General features: G+C 50.5%; 13 protein-coding genes. 5 read left to right on the forward strand and 8 right to left on the reverse strand.

Annotated features, from left to right (window positions below; translation table 11 throughout):
• Positions 1-69 precede the first annotated feature (69 nt).
• The 4 genes from ACN0R1_RS15005 to ACN0R1_RS15020 form a co-directional block, all read right to left on the reverse strand.
• Complete coding sequence (locus ACN0R1_RS15005; protein ID WP_417584275.1) at positions 70-1,590, reverse strand: aldehyde dehydrogenase family protein; 1,521 nt, start codon at positions 1,588-1,590, stop codon at positions 70-72.
• A 115-nt stretch (positions 1,591-1,705) separates the two neighbouring features.
• Positions 1,706-3,364 carry a putative bifunctional diguanylate cyclase/phosphodiesterase gene (locus tag ACN0R1_RS15010; RefSeq protein ID WP_417584277.1) on the reverse strand — a complete coding sequence of 553 codons (1,659 nt, stop codon included), beginning with the start codon at positions 3,362-3,364 and terminating at the stop codon, positions 1,706-1,708.
• Positions 3,365-3,461: 97 nt separating this feature from the next.
• On the reverse strand, positions 3,462-4,121 hold the full coding sequence (locus tag ACN0R1_RS15015) for a fumarylacetoacetate hydrolase family protein (protein ID WP_417584279.1): 660 nt from the start codon (positions 4,119-4,121) through the stop codon (positions 3,462-3,464).
• Between the two features lie 20 nt (positions 4,122-4,141).
• The gene (locus tag ACN0R1_RS15020) at positions 4,142-5,344 is read right to left on the reverse strand and encodes an MFS transporter (RefSeq protein ID WP_417584281.1); all 1,203 of its coding nucleotides are present in this window, start codon (positions 5,342-5,344) and stop codon (positions 4,142-4,144) included.
• Between the two features lie 94 nt (positions 5,345-5,438).
• Here ACN0R1_RS15020 and ACN0R1_RS15025 point away from each other — a divergent pair, with 94 nt between their 5' ends.
• Positions 5,439-6,314, forward strand: a complete 876-nt coding sequence (locus ACN0R1_RS15025) for a LysR family transcriptional regulator (RefSeq protein ID WP_417584283.1) — start codon at positions 5,439-5,441, stop codon at positions 6,312-6,314.
• A 15-nt stretch (positions 6,315-6,329) separates the two neighbouring features.
• Here ACN0R1_RS15025 and ACN0R1_RS15030 read toward each other — a convergent pair whose 3' ends face one another.
• Genes ACN0R1_RS15030 through ACN0R1_RS15040 form a run of 3 tightly spaced genes read right to left on the reverse strand, consistent with a single transcriptional unit; the run spans position 6,330 to position 12,303 of the window.
• Positions 6,330-9,131 (reverse strand): EAL domain-containing protein, encoded by a 2,802-nt coding sequence (locus tag ACN0R1_RS15030; RefSeq protein ID WP_417584285.1) that lies wholly within the window; start codon positions 9,129-9,131, stop codon positions 6,330-6,332.
• Positions 9,131-10,765: a diguanylate cyclase gene (locus ACN0R1_RS15035; RefSeq protein ID WP_417584287.1), complete on the reverse strand. Its 1,635-nt coding sequence runs from the start codon at positions 10,763-10,765 to the stop codon at positions 9,131-9,133. The genes ACN0R1_RS15030 and ACN0R1_RS15035 overlap by 1 nt, the downstream gene beginning before the upstream one ends.
• Positions 10,762-12,303 carry a bifunctional metallophosphatase/5'-nucleotidase gene (locus tag ACN0R1_RS15040; RefSeq protein WP_417584289.1) on the reverse strand — a complete coding sequence of 514 codons (1,542 nt, stop codon included), beginning with the start codon at positions 12,301-12,303 and terminating at the stop codon, positions 10,762-10,764. The genes ACN0R1_RS15035 and ACN0R1_RS15040 overlap by 4 nt, the downstream gene beginning before the upstream one ends.
• A gap of 272 nt (positions 12,304-12,575) precedes the next feature.
• Here ACN0R1_RS15040 and serA point away from each other — a divergent pair, with 272 nt between their 5' ends.
• Positions 12,576-13,808, forward strand: coding sequence for a phosphoglycerate dehydrogenase (gene serA, locus ACN0R1_RS15045; RefSeq protein WP_417584291.1), 1,233 nt, complete (start codon positions 12,576-12,578; stop codon positions 13,806-13,808).
• Between the two features lie 58 nt (positions 13,809-13,866).
• On the opposite strand, the gene ACN0R1_RS15050 is transcribed toward serA, so the two are convergent.
• A complete protein-coding gene (locus ACN0R1_RS15050) occupies positions 13,867-14,859 on the reverse strand; it encodes an alpha/beta hydrolase (protein ID WP_417584293.1) in 993 nt (330 codons plus the stop codon).
• Positions 14,860-15,084: 225 nt separating this feature from the next.
• On the opposite strand from ACN0R1_RS15050, the gene ACN0R1_RS15055 reads away from it, so the two are divergent.
• From ACN0R1_RS15055 to ACN0R1_RS15065, 3 genes are all read left to right on the forward strand, one after another.
• Positions 15,085-17,262, forward strand: coding sequence for a malate synthase G (locus ACN0R1_RS15055; protein ID WP_417584295.1), 2,178 nt, complete (start codon positions 15,085-15,087; stop codon positions 17,260-17,262).
• A gap of 231 nt (positions 17,263-17,493) precedes the next feature.
• Positions 17,494-19,785 (forward strand): 5-methyltetrahydropteroyltriglutamate--homocysteine S-methyltransferase, encoded by a 2,292-nt coding sequence (gene metE / locus ACN0R1_RS15060; RefSeq protein ID WP_417584297.1) that lies wholly within the window; start codon positions 17,494-17,496, stop codon positions 19,783-19,785.
• A gap of 111 nt (positions 19,786-19,896) precedes the next feature.
• Complete coding sequence (locus tag ACN0R1_RS15065) at positions 19,897-20,340, forward strand: NUDIX hydrolase (RefSeq protein WP_417584299.1); 444 nt, start codon at positions 19,897-19,899, stop codon at positions 20,338-20,340.

Below are 20,340 nucleotides of genomic sequence, written 5' to 3' on the forward strand. Positions count from 1 at the left end.
GTAAACAAAAGCGCCTGGCGGTGGTAACCGGCAGGCGCTGTAAGTATAGCGGTTTACACAAATCTCAGATCAGAAAAATCCCATCGGATTGGTATCATAACTCACCAGCATATTTTTGGTCTGCTGATAATGATCAAGCATCATCTTGTGGTTTTCACGCCCCACTCCGGATTTTTTATAACCACCGAAGGCCGCATGTGCTGGATAATGATGGTAGCAGTTGGTCCATACTCGACCTGCTTCGATACCCCGTCCCATACGGTAAGCACGGTTCATATCACGGGTCCACAGACCAGCACCTAGACCGAACTCCGAGTCATTGGCTATCTCCAGAGCTTCCGCTTCATCTTTAAAGGTGGTCACTGACACAACCGGGCCAAAGATCTCCTCCTGGAACACGCGCATTTTGTTATGTCCCTTGATCAGGGTTGGCTGGATATAGAAGCCTTGGTTCAGACTGGAGTCCAGTTGTTCCTTATCACCGCCGATCAGAATTTCAGCACCTTCTTCACGGCCAATATCAAAGTAACCCATGATCTTTTTAAACTGCTCTTCCGAGGCTTGTGCACCCACCATCACATCAGTATCCAATGGATTGCCGCGTTTGATCATCTTGGTGCGTTCAATGACTTTAGCGATGAACTCATCGTAAATATCTTCCTGTACCAACAAGCGTGATGGACAGGTACAGACCTCACCCTGATTGAAGAACGCCAGCACAACACCTTCGATACATTTGCTCAGATAATTGTCTTCAAAATCCATCACATCTTTAAAGAAGATATTGGGTGACTTGCCGCCCAGCTCAACAGTAGATGGAATAATGTTTTCGGCTGCACACTTAAGAATATGTGAGCCCACTGGCGTTGAGCCGGTGAAGGCGATCTTGGCAATGCGCTTACTGGTAGCCAGCGCCTGACCGGCTTCGGCACCATAGCCATTGACCACATTCAGCACCCCAGGTGGTAGCAGATCTGCAATCAGCTCCATCACCACCAGGATTGACCAGGGTGTCTGCTCGGCGGGTTTGAGTAGAATACAGTTACCACTGGCAAGCGCCGGAGCGAGTTTCCAGGCCGCCATCAACAGCGGAAAATTCCAGGGGATAATCTGTCCCACTACGCCCAGGGGTTCGTGGAAATGGTAGGCGACGGTATTGTGATCTATCTCACCGATAGAGCCTTCCTGCGCACGAATCGCGCCAGCAAAGTAGCGAAAGTGATCCACGGCCAGGGGTACATCGGCATTCAGAGTTTCACGAACGGCTTTACCATTGTCCCAGGTTTCTGCCACGGCAATCTTTTCAAGATTCTGCTCCAGACGGTCAGCAATCTTCAGCAGCATATTGGAACGTTCAGTAACTGAGGTTTTTCCCCACGCGGCTTTTGCGGCGTGTGCGGCATCCAGGGCTAATTCAATGTCTTCTGCGCTAGAGCGAGGGATTTCGCAGAAGGCTTCCCCGGTTACAGGAGAAATGTTTTTAAAGTACTGACCCTTAACTGGGGCCACCCATTGGCCACCAATAAAGTTTTCATAGCGGGGTTTTACAGAGATAAGGGCACCTTCCTGCCCAGGCTGTGCGTATATCATGATAGAGCCTCTTGTTTTTATAGGTGTGACTGAAGCAATCACGTTTAGAAGCCTTGATACTAGCGGGTCAGATTGCTATGTGGCTATTCTGCATCAGCATCAAAAAAGCAGTACTTTAGTACTGCTTCGCAAGTTTAAAATCAGAAAGTCGGGTACGGAAGGCGAAAGCCGACTCAGGTGCTGCATAGAGGTAACCCTGATAAGTATGACAGCCCAGCTTTGCCAGACTTTGACGTTGTTCAGCGGTTTCCACCCCTTCAGCCACCACTTCCAGTCCGAGGCTTTTCGACATGGCAATAATGGTATTAACGATTGCAAGGTCTCCCGGATCACCCGGCAAACCCTTAACAAAGCTACGGTCAATTTTCAGACGATGCAGGGTTAAACGACGCAAGTAACTGAGTGAAGAGTAGCCGGTACCAAAATCATCCAATGCCAAAGTCACACCTAACAAACGCAGGCGCTTCAATACCCGCGCACTGCGGATAAAATTCTCAAACAGATAACTCTCGGTCAACTCCAACTCCAGCCAGCGCGACTCCAGCCCAGTCTGTTCCAACACTGTACGAACGACATTAACAATATCGCCACTGTTCAGTTGCAGTGCCGACAGGTTAACGGATACTTTCAAAAAGTGCCCTTCCTCCTGCCAGATACGTGCCTGACGGCATGATTCTTCGAGCACCCAATGACCTATGGCATGAATCAGCCCGGTTTCTTCAGCTATAGGGATAAACTGATCTGGTGAGACTCGCCCCCGTGTGGGGTGATTCCAGCGGATCAGCGCTTCGGCACCAGAAATACAATGACTTTGCAGATCAATCTGAGGTTGATAGTAGACTTCGAACTCTTCACGCTCCAGTGCACCTCGCAGATCCGTTTCCAACTCAAACTTTTCGCGATTTTGCTCACTCATATCGGCTTCGTAGAACTGATAGCGACCCTGCCCCAGACGTCGGGCACGTGTCAGGGCGGCATCGGCATGACGCAGCAGCGCATCAGCATGAACACCATTATCCGGAAATAGACTGATACCTACGGTGGCTTCCAAGTAAATAGTTTTGCCCTCCAGCTCAAAAGGCTGTTTCAGGCTATCCAGTATCTGCTGCGCTAATACCTCTATCGGTGGCTCGCTCTGAGTGACTTTGACACACAGCAGGAACTCATCACCACCAGCCCGCGCCAGCAAATCATCTGGTCGCGCTAACTGCTTAAGACGGTCAGCCATCAGCATCAACACCTGGTTACCTGCATCATGGCCCAGGCTTTCATTCACCACCTTGAAACGACTCAGATTAATGAACAAAACCGCCAATTGCTGATCTTGTTGTTGCGCCACCTCACTCATACGCTCACACAGGCTGTCGTAAAGCTGTGACCAGTTAGGCAGCCCCGTCAGTTGGTCATGATGTACAAGGTAATGAATACGCTGTTCGGAAAGCTGCTGCTGTTGATTGTACTGATCCAGCTGTCGCAGTAGAGGACGAATTTTGTAGGTGATTAAACAGGTCCCAGCCACCAGTATGGCTAGCGTCATCATGATAGAACTTGCCAGAACCCGATAGGCAGAAAGGGTTAGATCACTTTTGGGTAGGGGAACATTTTGCGGCAAACTGGCACTAATGGCAGAGGTCAACTGCTCAGTCACACGTTGGGTTTCGTAATAGATCTGAAACACCGCGACCGCACTCAGCAACAAACCGGTCAGCAGGATACCAACGGCTACAAAGCGTACAATTTTTTGCTGTAAATGCGTTGTTTTCAGCTGCCCCAACGTTCCACTCCGGCATTTTTAAAACGCACCATAGCAGTTTTAAAGGCAGCTGTTAATCTTTTGTTTCCATACAATTAGTAATGTTTTGTCGTTTAGTTTATTTAACCACCCGCGTTTCAGCTTTGACTAGCTGACCTAACTGTAAGCACAGCTTATCACCCGCGTGCAATTCTCCCACTCCGGCTGGTGTTCCGGTTAAGACTACATCGCCGGGCAACAACGTAAACCACTCACTGATATAAGCCAGCAAGGCAGTAACAGGCAGTAACATCTGTGCTGTATTTCCCTGCTGACGCAACTGGTCATTAATCCACAAGGACAACTCCAACTGCGTCAAATCGAGACCCGTTGGAACCACAAAGGGGGATAAGCTACAGCTGCCATCAAATGCCTTGGCCTTTTCCCAGGGCAAGCCTTTCGCCTTGAGGGCCGACTGCAAATCACGCAGAGTCAGGTCCAGCGCCAAACCCACTCCGGCTATAGCCTTGACAGCATCAGCTTCGCTGGCCCGCGTTAATCGTTCACCAATCAGAATTGCCAACTCTGTTTCATAGTGCAAACCGCCTCGATCCTGCGGCAAGACAATCGACTGAGACAAGGGAGTAATTGCCGTAGAGGGCTTAATAAACAGCAGTGGCTCATCCGGAACTGGATTATTCAACTCCTTGGCATGCTCGACATAATTACGTCCTATACAGACCACCTTACCGACTGGCAGATTAGTGTGTCCTTCAATAAACTGATGCTGATAATCCATGGATTCTCCTGAGTATTTTTTCATCCAGCTAAAGCCGAAACCCGCCCTGAACGCTGCCAATAAAGCAGTATCATCGCACAACTCAGGGTGATCAAAAAGATCAATAGTGAGCCAACGACAATGCCGCTCCATCCCGCCAGTTGCCAGAAAGGATGCAGATAAAAGCCACCAACACTGGCGCCGACATAATAAAACACCAGATACAGTGCCGATGCACTGGCCCGTGCTTTGACGGCATGCTGACTGACCCAGCTACTGGCAACAGAATGGGTTAAAAAGAAACCAAAACTGTTAATAAAGAAGCCGCAAATGATGGCAGGTAAGGTACCAGCCAGTGTCAGTAGTGTACCCAGCATGAGTACAACTATGCCGAGAGCCATGCACAGGGGTGCTGAAAAACGTCGACTCAAACGCCCGGAGATCAGCGAACCAAAAGTACCCGTCAGATAGGTCATAAATAACAACCCGATCCAGGTAGCCGAAAGGTTAAAAGGCTCTGCCGCCAGCACAAAGGTAATATAGGTATATTGATTCAAAAAGATCAGAAAGTTCAGCCCACCAATCAGATAGGCAATAAACAACACCGGGTTGCGAAGATGCCCCAACAGATCCAGCAACATGCGCTGCGGCCGGAACGCCACGGGACTAAAGTGACTGGATGGCGGCAACAATCGAATCACCAACAACAAACCCAGAGTACTGAATACACCCAATAACAGAAACACTTCAGACCAGCCCAACCAATCACCTACGGCTCCGGCTAGTAACCTTCCGGTCACTCCCCCAAGTGAATTACTGGCAATGTAAAGCCCAACCGCCGTCATTAGTGCAGGACGACTGAACTCATCGCCCATATAAGCAATGGCCACGGCGGGCACCCCAGCCAGAAAAAAACCTTGCAAGGCACGCAACCAAAACAACGAATGATAGTTATCGACAAATCCCAGCCCCAGGGTTGTCAGCGCAACACCTGCCAGGGTTAGTAGCAAGATGCCACGTCGACCGAGTACGTCCGATACTGGCCCATATACCAGTAACGACAGACCAAGCACCAAAGTGGCAATAGTATAGGCGTGGCTAATCTCCAACTCTGTTCGATCAAGACTGTCGGCCAGCATCGGCAATAACGGCTGCATACCATGCAGATTGGCAAAGGTGATAAAGGAGGCGAGACACAAAGCCAAAGTGGCTCGCCAGAATTGTGGGCTGGTGGTTTCGATCATGCTGCTTACCTGTATTAACCTAAGGCTAGCTTAGCAGTGGCAAAAGCATCATAAAAATATATACTAATGATAAGTACGATAAGAGAAATTGATAATGAATCTAAAACACCTACGCTATTTCGTCCGAGTAGCCGAACTAAGCAGCTTTACGGCGGCGGCTGAGCAACTGAATCTGGCTCAACCGGCTGTCAGCATGGCCATCCAGAAACTGGAGCAGACCCTGTCCATCTCACTGTTCCATCGCCATGACCGTCAAATCAGCCTAACCGACGAAGGCCGGGAGCTGTTGATGCACGCACGACGGGTTTTGATGGCCGCAGATGAAGCCGAGCAGGCTATGCAGGAACTGAGTGGATTGAAGCGTGGCGAAGTGCGCATCGGTATTCCCGGCATGTTAGGATCTTATTATTTCCCCCCTATTCTGATGGCCTTTCGCCACCGTTACCCAGACCTGCAAATTTCTGTCATTGAAGCAGGCACCCGCAAGCTACAGCAGATGTTACTCAGTGGCGAAATCGATATAGGCGTGATTGTTGAAGACTCACCCACCAACGAGCTGGAACTCTGCCCATTTTTACATGAGGAAATGATGGTAGTGATGGCAGATGATCATCCGCTTGCGGCTTGTAAGAGCATCACACCGGAAGATTTTTTTGCCCAGGAACTGGTACTGTTTAAAGAGGGTTACTTTCATCGTGAAGTAATCAACCGTCTGTTGCTAGAGACAGGTTTACAGCCACATATCGGTTTCGAAACCAACCTTATTCCCTTGATCAAACAGATTGTTAAACAGGGCTTTGGTATTTCGACCCTCCTGCAAATGGTTATTCGGGATGAACCAGCACTGGTTGCTCGGCCGTTTTCTCAACCTGTCCTGCTGGACTTATCGCTGGCGTGGCGCAAAGGCGGGTATTTGTCCCGTGCCAATCAAACTTTTATCGAGTTTCTCGCCGATCAGATTCGTGATTGATGCTTGTCTAGCCGCTCAAGTGCAGGATTGCAGAGTGTTTTCCTGCCATCGTGTCAACCAATCCTGCACCGGAGCGGGCCGACCGTAGAAGTAGCCCTGAAATAGAATTGTCTCGCTTCTGACCTTGAGAAACTCGGCCTGCTCAAGTGTTTCCACACCCTCAGCAACCACCTGCAATTGCATCTTGTCAGCGACAGCCAGAATCGCTTCAATTAACGCAGCATCGTCAGGTTCTTTGGGCGCATCCTGGACAAAACTGCGATCTATTTTGATTTCGCTGACCGGCAATCGCTTCAAATAAGCGAGCGACGAGTAACCGGTACCAAAATCATCAATGGAGAAACGCAGCCCTAACTGCCTCAACTCCTGCATTTTGGCAGATACACTATCTATGTCATTCAGAAACAACCCCTCCGTCACCTCCAACATCAGTTGTTCCGGATTCACACCCTGTTGCTCCAGCACGGCCTTCATCCAGGGTACAAAAGCCTGATTGCAGAAGTGCCGAGGGCTGATATTCACAGCCAGATGCAAGGTTATTCCCATAACCTTCGCCTGCTGCATCAAGCTGCAGGCCTGGTCCATCACCCAGATATCCAGATCCACTATCAGATTGGATGACTCAGCAATAGGAATAAAGTCAGCCGGTGAGATCATACCCAGTTCCGGATGTTCCCAGCGCAGCAGTAATTCAGCGGCACGTTTATAGCCCTGACCATCGAATTGTGGCTGCATGAACAAGCGCAGCTGATTCTGTTCCAGGGCACGATTCAAGTCACGCTCCAGACGAAAGCGGTAACCGGCCGCCTCACTCATCGGCGATTCAAAAAAGGTCAGTTGGCCGCCACCCTCCAAACGCGAATGAGTCAGCGCCATACTGGCACGCTGAAATACCAGCTCGGCTGTAATCAGGTCATCTTCTTCCGGGAAACGCGTCACACCGGAACTGATCGATATACTGATGGGCTCGTCATCAATTAGAAACGGGGCGTCAAAGGTCTGGCTACAATGGTCAGCCAAGGTGATTTCAAGCGCAGTGACCTGCATATCCGCTAAGCGATCAGACTGCACCAGGATGGCAAACTCATCACCCGCTACTCGGGCAACCTCTACCTCAACACCAAACAGTTTACACTGACTGAGGCGCTGCCCAACCGCGATCAGCAACGCATCACCAAAGCGACTGCCACGGGCATTATTGATGGTTTTAAAGCGATCTATATTCAATAAAATCAACAATGCAGAATAGGGTTGCTCAGCCCGGTCCTGCAATACATCCTGTAACTGCTCCTGCAACCAGGCACGGTTAGGAATTTTAGTCAGTGCATCATTAAAAGCCAGTGACTCGATATGCTGCTCATACTCGACTTTATCGGTCACATCCTGGACAGTGCCCATCAAGCGCACCATCTCGCCATGGGAGTTGCGGATGATATGCAATTTTTCATGTAACCAACGCACATCACTACCCAAACGTACGCGGTAATCCAGTTCATATTCCTGCCCGGCTAAAGCCTGATTCCAGGACTGCTGGGTATGATCTATATCTTCTGGAATAATCTGTGCCATAAAATCATCAAGACAAATCGGTTGATCTTCTGAAAGACCAAACATCAACCGCATTTGCTCGGTACAGTTAAAAAGTCCCGTTTCAGGATCATAATCCCAACTACCGATACAGGCGACATGCTGCGCATGATTCAACAGCAACTCGTTCTGACGCAGTTGCTCTGTAATCTGCTGGTTGCATTGCTGAGACACCGCCAGATGCCGGTTTTTATGCCGAAGAATCAAAATACTGGCTATCAGAAAAGCGGCGGCACCGATTAACAACAGCACCCAATAGAGCTGCCATTGCGCCCAGATCTCTTGTAGCGTGAAAATCGCTTGCTGATCAAAAGGCGGCAGCCGCAAGTCACGTAGCAGCCGGTCTATACCACGGTAGTCTCCCGGAATGGTAAAACCGGCAATCCCCAACTGCTGAGCGACCTCGCTGTTAGCAGGCAGGCTGAGTAAACTGGCTGTCACCAGGCGCACCACATCCGGCGCAGTATGAGGTAATGCTGCGAATGGCCATTCCGGATAGAGACTCGTGGATGTCATTAATGGAAAGCCAGGCTGCTGTTGCGATCCAATCAGCTTATAGCTGCCAACCTCAAGCAGACCTTCAGCCTGAAGCTGCTCCAGCACACCCGCACGCATAAAACCGGCGTCGGCCTCGCGCGACATCACCGCATCGATGACGGACCGTAACGGCAACCCGGTTTCCAGCAGTTCAATCTCGTCAGTAGGACTGATACCTTGACGCTTGAGCTCAACGGCTTGCATCTGAAAAGTTGCCAAGGATTGACGCGACACAGTGGCAATGCGCTTACCTTTCAGATCAGCTAATTGACGTAAATCGGAACGGTCTGCACGACTGAAGATGATACCGGCAAACTGACTGACACTCTGACCCTGTTCTTTATTCAACAGAGTAGCTAGTGGCGATGACAAGCCATAACGGTAACTGTAGAGCACATAGAGCGATGGATTGGTAAAAATAAAGTCCAGTTCCCCTTGATCCAGAGCTGTATCCAAGGCCTGCAGATCCAGCACGACCAGCTCAAATGACTGTGCTGGAGACTGCTGCTGATTAAGGTAGTCTACCAAAGGCTGCCAAAGGCGGGCTGTTACTTCCCCGTCATGTACCAAGGGCATGCCGATCCGGTAAACATGACTAGTCGACTCGGCTGGCAGTTGATTAACCTGAGCCTGTAACTGACTGCCCAGCAAAGCAAGGGTACTCAGACATAAAAGAGCAATCCACTTCTGCACTAGGCATCTATGCCACATTGTTTTTCCACCATACAGTTACGTCCTTTGGCTTTGGCCTCGTAGAGTGCAGCATCGGCTAACCCTATCAGGATATCAGCCGCAGGCATATTTTCGCCATCGCAGCCTGTAATACCTATGCTTAGAGTCAGGTATTCAGCTACCAAACTACCTTTATGTTCAATATTCAGTGCGCTGGTTGCTGTCAGTATTTCCGAAGCCAGAAGCTGGGCTGCGGGAATATCCGTTTCTGGCAAAATGCAGACAAACTCCTCCCCCCCGTAACGTGCCACAAAATCCTGACTACGACCAGCCACTCTACGCAGCAAATCAGCCACTTGCCGCAAACACTCATCACCCGCCTGATGTCCATATAAATCGTTATAGTTCTTGAAAAAATCTACATCGATCATCAACACACACAAAGGCAGATTTCGGTCACGACACAAATTTACCAGACGCTCCAACTGATGATCAAAACCGCGACGGTTACTGATGCCCGTGAGGCCATCTGTGCGTGACAAAGCTTCGACACGATTATTCTGCTCACTGACCTGCTTGGCATAGAAATTAAAAGCCTTAGCCAACTCGGTGATTTCATCGTGCCCATCAATGTGGATCTGTTCCGGCTGACTGCCAACTTGAGCCATCACCAGGGTCTTCAGACGCTGCAAGCGGTTGATCACCTGAATCTTTATACACCAAATCATGGCGATCAAAAACACTAAGGCCAGAATTGACAGTACGCCGACCCAATAAGTCTGGCGACTGAGCGTTTCAGACATGGCGTCTACAGCATGAATCAACTCGGCTTGCTTCTGCAAGGTGACGTATTCAGCTTCGGAACCAAAATCCTGCACCATGCTGCGGATAAAGCGAGTTCGTCCCGTGACCCGGCCATTAATACGCAGTTGCTCCGAACGTAACGCGATCAAACCGGTTTCATCCAGTAACAGCAAGGATAAGCTGTCTTGAAGCGTCATCGCATTAGTACGCAGGCTAGCATCCAGTGTATCCAGCAGAAACTGCTGTTTATCCAGATCATCACGGATCAACTCAGTCAATTGACGCATGTCGTTAAGCTGTTGCACATTTTGTACCTGTCCGGCACGAACGATGATACTGGAAAAATTAAGCGCCCACTCTGGGAAGGCACGTGAATCACGTGCAATGATTTCCGCCTGATCATAAAAGCGATAGATTTCCTGCAATACATCGCTGATTGCCTGCTGATAATACAGGTGCTGTTCGATCAACTCATTCAGGTGTATCAGTTCACGTTGAATGGCATCGAACTTGAGCGCTAGCTGTTGGTTTTGCTGCTCGCTAAGCAACAGCTGAATATCCCTGCTTTTCTGTTCTATATCACGATATGCCAAACGCCGCATGGCCTGGCTTTCGGCCCTGGACAGCTGCTCTGTCAGATAAGGCAGCTCTTTGACATGGGCCGCAAGCATGGCGGACTGACGTATCTCAGGTAAGGCCGTAGCCACGATACTGGTCAAGAGATTTTCAAAAGTAGCCGATCGATAAAACGCAATCGCCGCCATAACCAGAAACAGCAACAAAAAAATCAATAATGCCGCTGTTAACCGGGTTACGATACTGTGTCCAAGGCGTATGACAGGCAAACTCATGGCTGTTGAATGTCCACCAATCGTCCTTCAACGGTGGGGGCCAGCACATGGTTTTTTTGCACGTAATCCATCAGAATATCAGCGACTAGGCGGGTCATCTGACCGGTATAGCGTAAGCGTGGCTGGTCGATGAACATTGCGAATCCATCACCACCGGTAGCAAGAAATTCGCGTGTTGCCAAACGGTATTGCTGGTTTATAGCCAGTGGCTGTCCGGCAACCAGCACCTGTTGGACACGCTGCCCCACTGGACGACCGGAATCATAGGTTATCTGCATGCCGGATACATGTGGAAAACGGCCTTTGATCTCCTCGATCTGACTGAATCCATTTTCCAGTGCGGCCAGCAACGTGGCACCGCTCACGTCGATCAATACGATCTGATCACGAAACGGCACTTCACGCATGATGTCCCGGCGCGTCAGGCGGTCACCAACCTCATAACGGCGTTCACCGCGAATAAAACCGCCATTGATAAGGCCAATATCAGCACCCGTATGGTCACGGATCACATCCGCCAGCAGATTACCCAATGGATTTTCGGCTGTTCTGACATCTGCCTGATGGGTTTCAAAGGAGGTTACCACCTGCCCTATCTCTTCATTCAGCAATAATTCCAGACGCTGATGGTAATCCTCCACCTGCTGCATCACATAAGGATCAGCTGTATAACCATTCATACTTTCGGCACGCCACTGCACCGACAAAGGCTGCCCCGACGCTGTGGCCAGATTCAGGTCAACCAAGGCGACCTGATCACCCTCTGTCACCCAGATATGGTTTGGATGCATGCTATCCAATTGATGCTCAGCCAACAGAAGGTGTTCATCCTTACCCAGTGCCAGATCGATAATACCGTCATGCAAGAGTTGGTCTAGCGCGGTGAAATAATCCAGATAATCCCGGTAGCAACAGGAATACGTCAGAATCACTCGGTCGGCGCCTGCCGCTCGTAACTGTTCGGCCCGTATAATTATGCTCTGAACTGGGTTCAGTACCTCTACCCGCTGCAAGTTATACTCTTCATGGGTAATCGGCGGTATCACCGCAATAAAGCCCAATCGGGTACCACGCTGCTGCATCAATAAGGAATTACTGATGCCATCCAGATTATTACCGGTCAGAGGGTCATGCAAATTGGAAGCGATCACCGGAAACGCCGCTTCATAAGCACGTAAAGACAGCTCATCTTCACCAAAGCTGAATTCTCGTTTGCCGGCGACCATCGCCACAGGTTCAAGTGAATTGAGTAGATCTATGATATGGGCGCCCATATCCAAGGAAGACATGGCGCTGGGTGCCAGCCCACCGCCACCAGAGATAAACAACACCGGGACAGGCTTCGCACGGTAGTGATTGAGCAAGCCAGCTAACCGCGGATAGCTGCCTTTTTCTTCGCTATCCATCTCAGTCATTTCACTGACATACACCAGCATCAGGCGGTTATCCTGCGCGACCAGTGATGAGGGTAACAGCAACACAGCCACAACCAGACAGGCTGATAATCGCTGACATAATGCACTGATATCAGTCAACATGCTCACTCCTTCCGGGGTCAGCTCCGGCTGTAGTTTCTATTCAGCTAACCCGAATAGTTTCAGATTACTGCATAGCCGCATAAAAAGCTAAAAACATCACACTCGACAGGGAGATTTTCTACCCTGCCAGTATCAGTCAGATTCAACATACGATGAATATTTAGATGATTTACAGAGCAGATCAACACCCACACTTTGTCGCTGATGTGATAATATGCGTCGCCTGACATTAAATGGCGATATTTTTTCGCAAAATTCTGTGAGTTGCCAACATGAGTAAGACCACGTCTCTGGACAAAAGCAAAATCAAAATTCTGCTACTGGAAGGTGTGCACCAGTCTGCCATCGATACCTTTCATGCCAACGGCTATACCAATATCGAAACCCACAGTGGTTCACTAACCGAAGATGAGCTGATCGAGCGCATCAGGGATGTGCATTTTGTCGGTATCCGCTCTCGTACCCAGTTAACCGCAAACGTATTTGCAGCGGCTGAAAAGCTGGTTGCTGTTGGCTGCTTCTGTATCGGCACCAATCAGGTGGATCTGACAGCGGCAACCCTGTCCGGCATAGCTGTTTTCAATGCACCCTACTCCAATACCCGCTCCGTTGCTGAGCTGGTGCTGGCAGAAGCCATTCTGTTGTTGCGTGGTGTGCCAGAAAAAAATGCTTGCGCACACCGTGGTGAATGGCAGAAAACGGCAAAAAATTCTTACGAGATACGTGGTAAAAAGCTCGGTATTGTCGGTTATGGCAGTATAGGTACGCAGTTGAGCATTCTGGCCGAAGGGTTAGGGATGGACGTCTATTTTTATGACGTGATCACCAAACTCCCCCTTGGCAATGCCAAACCGGTCAGCTCGCTGTTTGAGCTGCTTGCCATCAGTGACATCGTCACCCTGCATGTTCCTGAGCTGCCATCAACCCGTAATATGATGGCTGCAGCCCAGTTTGCACAGATGAAGCAAGGCAGCATATTTATGAATGCTTCGCGCGGCAATGTTGTTGATATCGACGCTCTGTGTGATGCATTGGAATCCGGCAAGCTGCTGGGTGCAGCCGTCGATGTATTCCCAGTTGAACCTCGCAGCAATAATGATGAATTCATCAGCCCGCTGCGACGTTTCGACAATGTGATCCTGACACCACATGTGGGTGGGTCCACCATGGAAGCTCAGGAAAATATTGGTTATGAAGTTTCCGAAAAGCTGATCACTTACAGTGACAATGGCTCATCAATCACTTCGGTCAACTTCCCCGAAGTGGCTCTTCCAGGTCATCCAGACAGTCACCGCCTGCTGCATGTTCACCAGAACATCCCCGGTGTTTTGTCACGCATCAACAGTATTTTCTCGGACAACGACATCAACATATTGGGTCAATACCTGCAAACTAACGAAAGTGTTGGCTATGTAGTTATCGATGTGAATGCTGATTATTCGGCTCTGGCACTGGACAAGCTCGCCAGCATTGAAGGCACTATCCGTTGCCGTCGTCTGTTCTGATAGCTGTTTAAGGACAGCTCCCTTCAGCAGTCAGATTACGGCTGCTGAAGGCTCTACTCTATTCCGCTAAACGTGATGCCAAAAACTCATCAATATGGGTAAACACCTTCACACGGTATTCATCGGATTCATTCACTAGCTGATGCCTGGCATCACGCACCAAACGCAAGTCAGCCGCCGGACAGAGTTGATCCAGCACACCCACGTTGTAACGCCAGTTCACAGTTCTGTCATCCGTCCCCTGAATAACCATTAACCTATCAGCACAGGGGCCCGTCTTTTCAATATCGGCTACCCACTTGAGCATGGCACCTATCCAACTGATCGCCATATAGCGGTGCTGCAATGGATCATGATGTTCACGAAAGCTTAAAAAGGTGGCATCATGCGAATTGTCGCTAAAGCGCCGACGCACCCGACGCAAGCACCAGTGCATCGCACTATAAACACTGCGGATATAGTAATAATCTACCGGCCGGATCAGTGGCGCCAGAAATACCGAGCCTACATGAGACCAACGCTGTTTCTGTTCCAGATCCGATTGAATCAGCAATGTCAGAATAATAGCAGCACCGGTACTTTGCCCCATCATAACCACTGGCCCCTTAAACAGCGGCGTATAATTATTCAACACCTGCTGCAATTGGCGCACATACTGATCAAATCCAGTAATGCCTAAGGGCTCACCGGCCGATAAACCATGACCCGGCAGATCATAGGCTAGCACATTCCAACCCTGCCGCAGCAGGTGATCAATCAGTCCGCTATACATCCCGGAATGATCCGTGTAACCATGCACCAACACCACAGTACCTCGTGAAAAACGACGACGGAAATACTGTAAAAACAAGCGAGTACCCGCTATCCATTCAGTACCTGCGGAGTACTCCACCTCGTCAGGCAAGCGGGCAAATCCATAATGGGCATAGTATTCGCGCAGATGCTCATCACAGAGCGTGACCTGCTCCGGATCAAAGATTTCAAGTTCATTCTGCAAAGCGAGCACCCAACTCTCATCCAGTACCGGGCGTTGCTCTAAAGGCCTATCCATTGTTTTTATCTGTTTCATATCCATGTTGCGGTGCATTATTCTAGATTGTCCATCTAATGATTGCACCCAAAGATGACAATTCCAAGACAGTCTATCTTAGACCCTTCGCCTAGGGACAAGGCTGATTTTTTACGGTATGGTACTGTTCCATTTTTGTTATTAACCGTTACCCGATGCGCGCTGCCTGGTGCCAGTTCGGGACAATAAAAATCTTGAGGCATAACCATGAGCCAGAGGGTTCAGATAGGCGGCCTGCAGGTCGCAGAAAACTTATACAACTTCATTAACCAGGAAGCCCTGCCCGGCACCGATGTCGATCAGCAGAGCTTCTGGCAACATTTTGATGCAATCGTCCACGATCTTGCACCGCGTAACCGTGCACTGCTGGAAAAGCGTGAGCAGATTCAAGCTCAGATCGATGCATGGCACCTTGAACATAAAGGTCAGCCGTTGGACATGAACGCTTACAAAGCGTTTTTGCAGGAAATAGGCTACCTCCTACCCGAGGGTGAAGATTTCAGTGCCACCACCACCAATGTTGATCCTGAAATGGCCAAACTGGCCGGGCCACAGCTGGTTGTGCCAGTGATGAACGCTCGCTATGCGCTGAATGCAGCCAATGCACGCTGGGGCAGCCTGTACGACGCACTCTATGGTACCGATGCCATCTCTGACGCCGACGGCGCCGAAGTTGGTAACAGCTACAACCCGGTACGTGGTGCTAAAGTCATCGAATTTGCACGTAACTTCCTCAATGACACCGCACCTTTAAGCCAGGGTTCGCATAAAGACGCCACCGCTTATACGGTCACTGACGGTAAACTGCTGGTCAGTTTGCAAGATGGCAGCCAAGTGGGCCTGGCCGATGCACAACAACTGGTTGGCTATACCGGTGAAGCCAATAACCCGACCAGTGTTTGCCTGAAGCAGAATGGCCTGCATTTCGAAATTCAGTTTGATCGCGACAGTCTGATCGGTAAAACCGATGCGGCGGGCATCAAGGATGTACTGATGGAAGCCGCCCTGTCTACCATCATGGACTGTGAAGACTCCATTGCCGCGGTTGATGCGGATGATAAAGTGGTAGTTTACCGCAACTGGCTGGGCCTGATGAAAGGCACGCTGACCGAGGAAATCACTAAAGGTGGCCGAGCTTTCACCCGTAAAATGAATCCGGATCGTGAATACACCGGTACAGATGGCAGCAAGGTTACGCTGAAAGGCCGCAGCCTGATGTTTGTCCGCAATGTCGGTCATCTGATGACCATCAATGCGATTCTGGACAAAGATGGCAACGAAATCCCTGAAGGCATGCTGGATGGTCTGGTCACCTCACTGATCTCCATTCATGATCTGAAAGGCAACAGTGACTTCCGCAACAGTGTCACCGGCTCCATGTATATCGTAAAACCGAAAATGCACGGACCGGAAGAAGTGGCGTTTGCCAATGAGCTGTTTGCCCGTATCGAAGACGCCCTCGGGCTTGAGCGCTTCACCCTGAAAATGGGTATTATGGATGAAGAGCGCCGCACTACCGTCAACCTGAAAGAGTGCATCCGCGCAGCCAAAGAGCGTGTGGTCTTCATCAATACCGGTTTCCTTGATCGTACCGGTGATGAAATGCACACCTCAATGGAAGCGGGTCCGATGCTACGTAAAGGCGATATGAAAGCCACCGCCTGGATCAAAGCCTACGAAGACTGGAACGTCGATACCGGTCTGATGTGTGGCCTGCAGGGTCGTGCGCAGATAGGTAAAGGCATGTGGGCCATGCCGGAACTGATGGCCGCCATGCTGGAGCAGAAAATTGCTCATCCCATGTCGGGTGCTAACACCGCCTGGGTGCCCTCACCCACAGCTGCTGCACTACACGCGTTGCACTATCACCAGGTCGATGTATTTGCCCGTCAGGACGAACTCAAGTCACGTCCACGCGCCAGTCTGGATGACATCCTCACTATTCCTGTGGCCGAAAACCCCAACTGGAGTGCTGAAGAGATACGTCAGGAGCTGGACAACAATGCGCAGGGTATTCTCGGCTACGTGGTGCGCTGGGTAGACCAGGGTGTCGGCTGCTCAAAAGTACCCGACATTAACGACGTAGGGCTGATGGAAGACCGCGCTACACTGCGTATTTCCAGCCAGCACATCGCTAACTGGCTGCATCATGGCGTCTGTTCGGAAGAACAGGTGATGGAAACCATGAAACGCATGGCCGCCGTGGTTGACCGCCAGAATGCGGGCGATGCCCTCTATCGCCCCATGGCGGAAGACTTTGACGGCAGCGTCGCCTTCCAGGCCGCCTGTGAGCTAGTCTTCAAAGGCCGCGAGCAGCCTAGTGGTTATACTGAGCCGGTATTGCATCGTCGTCGTATCGAAGCCAAGGCCAAGTTCGGCGCCTAAGCCAAACTTGATCCTGACTTTCTGAGTGACCTAAGCCCGCCTATTGGCGGGCTTTTTTATGTACAGGATGTACGATATGCCACGAGCGCATGAATGCGCAGGAGTGGCGTCATTTAAGGTGCAAAAAATTCATGATTTTATAAAAATAAATCAATTTTACTAATAATAAATCACTGCTAGAGTTATCCTGAATTTAATTCATTAAAAGTTTAATTAAATAGGGATATATTCATGATAACACTACACAACCTGGGATTTCCCCGCGTAGGACCCAAGCGCGAACTCAAGTTTGCCTTAGAAGCTTACTGGCATGGCGATCTGGATGCCGACTCTCTGACTGATACAGCCAACCAATTACTCGATGCACAGCTACAACACCAACAAAACAGTGGCCTGAGCCTGTTACCTGTGGGTGATTTCAGCCTCTATGACCATGTGCTTGATACCAGTTTCCTGCTGGGTAATCTACCCAAGCGTTTTCATACCGACCAACCTATCCCGGAGCTGGATCAGTATTTTCGCGTAGCCCGTGGCCGCTCTCGCCAGGGCGAGCCGGTCAGTGCTGGCGAGATGACCAAGTGGTTTGATACTAACTACCACTATATCGTCCCTGAATTCGATACCGATACCCACTTCAGCCTGCACGCTGAAAAACTCCTGGCTCAAATTGAACGCGCCAAGCAAATCGGCTGTGCCGTAAAACCAGTGATACTCGGCCCCCTCACCTACCTTTGGCTGGGTAAGTGTAAAGAAGCCTCTCTGGACAAGCTCAGTCTGCTGCAAAGTCTGGTGCCGGTGTATGCTGAACTCCTGGCCGAGCTGAAAGCCCAGGGTATCGACTGGGTCCAGGTGGATGAGCCGATTCTGGCACTGGATCTGGAGAGTTCTTGGAAAGCCGCCTTTAGCCGTGTATATGACCAACTGGTTGGGCACAGCCCCAATCTGCTGCTAACCAGCTACTTCGGCCCACTGCTCGACAACCTGGAAACCGCTGTATCTTTACCGGTTGCCGGACTCCATATTGATGCTGTTAGAGGAAAAGCCGAACTGCCCAAACTACTGGAGCACTGGCCAGCAGACAAAGTACTGTCACTGGGTGTGATTGATGGACGTAATATCTGGCGCACCGATATTAACGCCCTGCTGAATGAACTGGGGCCGGTGTATGCGGCGCGTGGCGATAAACTCTGGCTGGCACCCTCCTGCTCCTTGTTACACGTGCCTGTGTCACTTACCGAAGAAGATCAGTTGAATCCAGAGCTACGCAGCTGGCTGGCATTTGCCAGTGAGAAGCTGGATGAACTGGCACTGCTTGGGCGTGCACTCGAACAGGGACGTGATGCCGTGCTGCCCGAGCTCGAAGCCAACGCACGCGCCATCGAAAGCCGTCGCAGTTCAGCGCAGGTCACTCAACGCCCGGTACAAGAGCGCCTTGCCAGTATTCAACCGGATCAGTTACAACGCCAGTCAAGCTACCCGCAACGCGCGGCCCTGCAACATGAGCGTTTTCGTTTACCCCTCTACCCGACCACCACTATTGGCTCCTTCCCACAGACAGCGGAGATACGCCAGACACGTCTGAAGTACAAGCAGAAACAGCTATCGACAGATGACTATGTCAGCGCCATACGCGAGCAGATTGCTTATGCCATCCAGGAACAGGAACACTATGGTCTGGATGTATTAGTACATGGTGAAGCTGAACGCAACGACATGGTTGAGTACTTTGGTGAGCAGTTACAGGGGTATGCGTTTACCCGCTTTGGCTGGGTACAATCCTACGGCAGCCGCTGTGTTAAGCCACCGATTATCTATGGTGATGTCTCACGCCCAGTCCCAATGACCGTTGACTGGACAGTCTATGCCCAATCACTGACCCAAAAATGGGTCAAGGGCATGCTGACAGGACCAGTTACCATGCTGCAGTGGGCGTTCGTGCGTGATGATCAGCCACGCCACCAGACCGCTCTGCAGATAGCCCTGGCACTGCGCGATGAAGTTCAGGACCTGGAAACTGCTGGAATTCAGATGATTCAGGTGGATGAACCAGCCTTCCGTGAGGGCATGCCGCTGCGCCGCTGCGACTGGCAGACCTACCTGCAGCAAGCGGCTGAAGCCTTCCGCCTGAGCTGCTCCGGGGTACAGGATTCAACCCAGATCCATACCCACATGTGTTATTCCGAATTCAATGGCATTCTGGATGCGATTGCAGACATGGATGCCGACGTCATCACCATCGAGACCTCACGTTCAGATATGGAGCTACTGGATGCATTCGCCAAGTTTGCCTACCCCAATGAGATAGGACCGGGTGTGTATGATATTCACAGCCCCAATGTGCCCAGCGTGGAGCAGATGGTTTCGCTGATGCGTAAAGCCAGTCAATGGATTCCAGCCGAGCGTTTGTGGGTTAACCCGGACTGTGGCCTCAAGACCCGCCAATGGCAAGAAGTGGCTCCGGCACTGAAAAATCTGGTGCTAGCCGCACAACAGCTACGTGCTGAGCAAAGCCTGGCGGCCTGAAAGGCGTAGCGAGGGTTTGCCTGAAACGGCAGACCCCAGTAGTATCCCTGTCATCCCTTTGTGAGTCTGAACCGTAAAGACTCACAAAGGATCTGATCAGGAGCCATACCCATGCCATTTCACCCCCACGTTACCGTTGCCGCCTTAATCCAACGCCAGGGCCGTTACCTGCTGGTTGAAGAAGGCGATCCGGAGAATCCGGTATTCAATCAGCCAGCCGGTCATATCGAAGCCGGGGAAACACCCTTTGATGCCTGTATCAGAGAAGTCCTTGAAGAAACCGGCTGGCAAGCCCGCCCACAACACTTGATTGGCATCTATCTGCTAAACCTGCAGCATAACGAAAAAATCTACTACCGCTTTGGTTTCAAAGCTGAGGCACTGGAGCAGATTACAGATCAGTTAGACAGCGATATCATCGCTTGCCATTGGCTAACCCTGCCAGAAATCACCCAACTACAGCAACAGGGCCGCTTAAGAAGCGACCTGGTAATGCAACTGATTGAGGATGACCTCAAGGGTCGGCAGTTTCCGTTAGACCTGATCCGCAGCTGA

It is taken from the genome of Nitrincola sp. (assembly GCF_048264025.1).
Classification (GTDB): domain Bacteria; phylum Pseudomonadota; class Gammaproteobacteria; order Pseudomonadales; family Balneatricaceae; genus Nitrincola.

Coding starts and splice junctions, on each gene's coding strand:
- ACN0R1_RS15005 (WP_417584275.1), bottom strand. CDS start 1,590: ATGATATACGCACAGCCTGGGCAGGAAGGTGCCCTTATCTCTGTAAAA.
- ACN0R1_RS15015 (WP_417584279.1), bottom strand. CDS start 4,121: ATGGATTATCAGCATCAGTTTATTGAAGGACACACTAATCTGCCAGTC.
- ACN0R1_RS15020 (WP_417584281.1), bottom strand. CDS start 5,344: ATGATCGAAACCACCAGCCCACAATTCTGGCGAGCCACTTTGGCTTTG.
- ACN0R1_RS15025 (WP_417584283.1), top strand. CDS start 5,439: ATGAATCTAAAACACCTACGCTATTTCGTCCGAGTAGCCGAACTAAGC.
- ACN0R1_RS15035 (WP_417584287.1), bottom strand. CDS start 10,765: ATGAGTTTGCCTGTCATACGCCTTGGACACAGTATCGTAACCCGGTTA.
- ACN0R1_RS15040 (WP_417584289.1), bottom strand. CDS start 12,303: ATGTTGACTGATATCAGTGCATTATGTCAGCGATTATCAGCCTGTCTG.
- serA (WP_417584291.1), top strand. CDS start 12,576: ATGAGTAAGACCACGTCTCTGGACAAAAGCAAAATCAAAATTCTGCTA.
- ACN0R1_RS15050 (WP_417584293.1), bottom strand. CDS start 14,859: ATGGATAGGCCTTTAGAGCAACGCCCGGTACTGGATGAGAGTTGGGTG.
- ACN0R1_RS15055 (WP_417584295.1), top strand. CDS start 15,085: ATGAGCCAGAGGGTTCAGATAGGCGGCCTGCAGGTCGCAGAAAACTTA.
- metE (WP_417584297.1), top strand. CDS start 17,494: ATGATAACACTACACAACCTGGGATTTCCCCGCGTAGGACCCAAGCGC.
- ACN0R1_RS15065 (WP_417584299.1), top strand. CDS start 19,897: ATGCCATTTCACCCCCACGTTACCGTTGCCGCCTTAATCCAACGCCAG.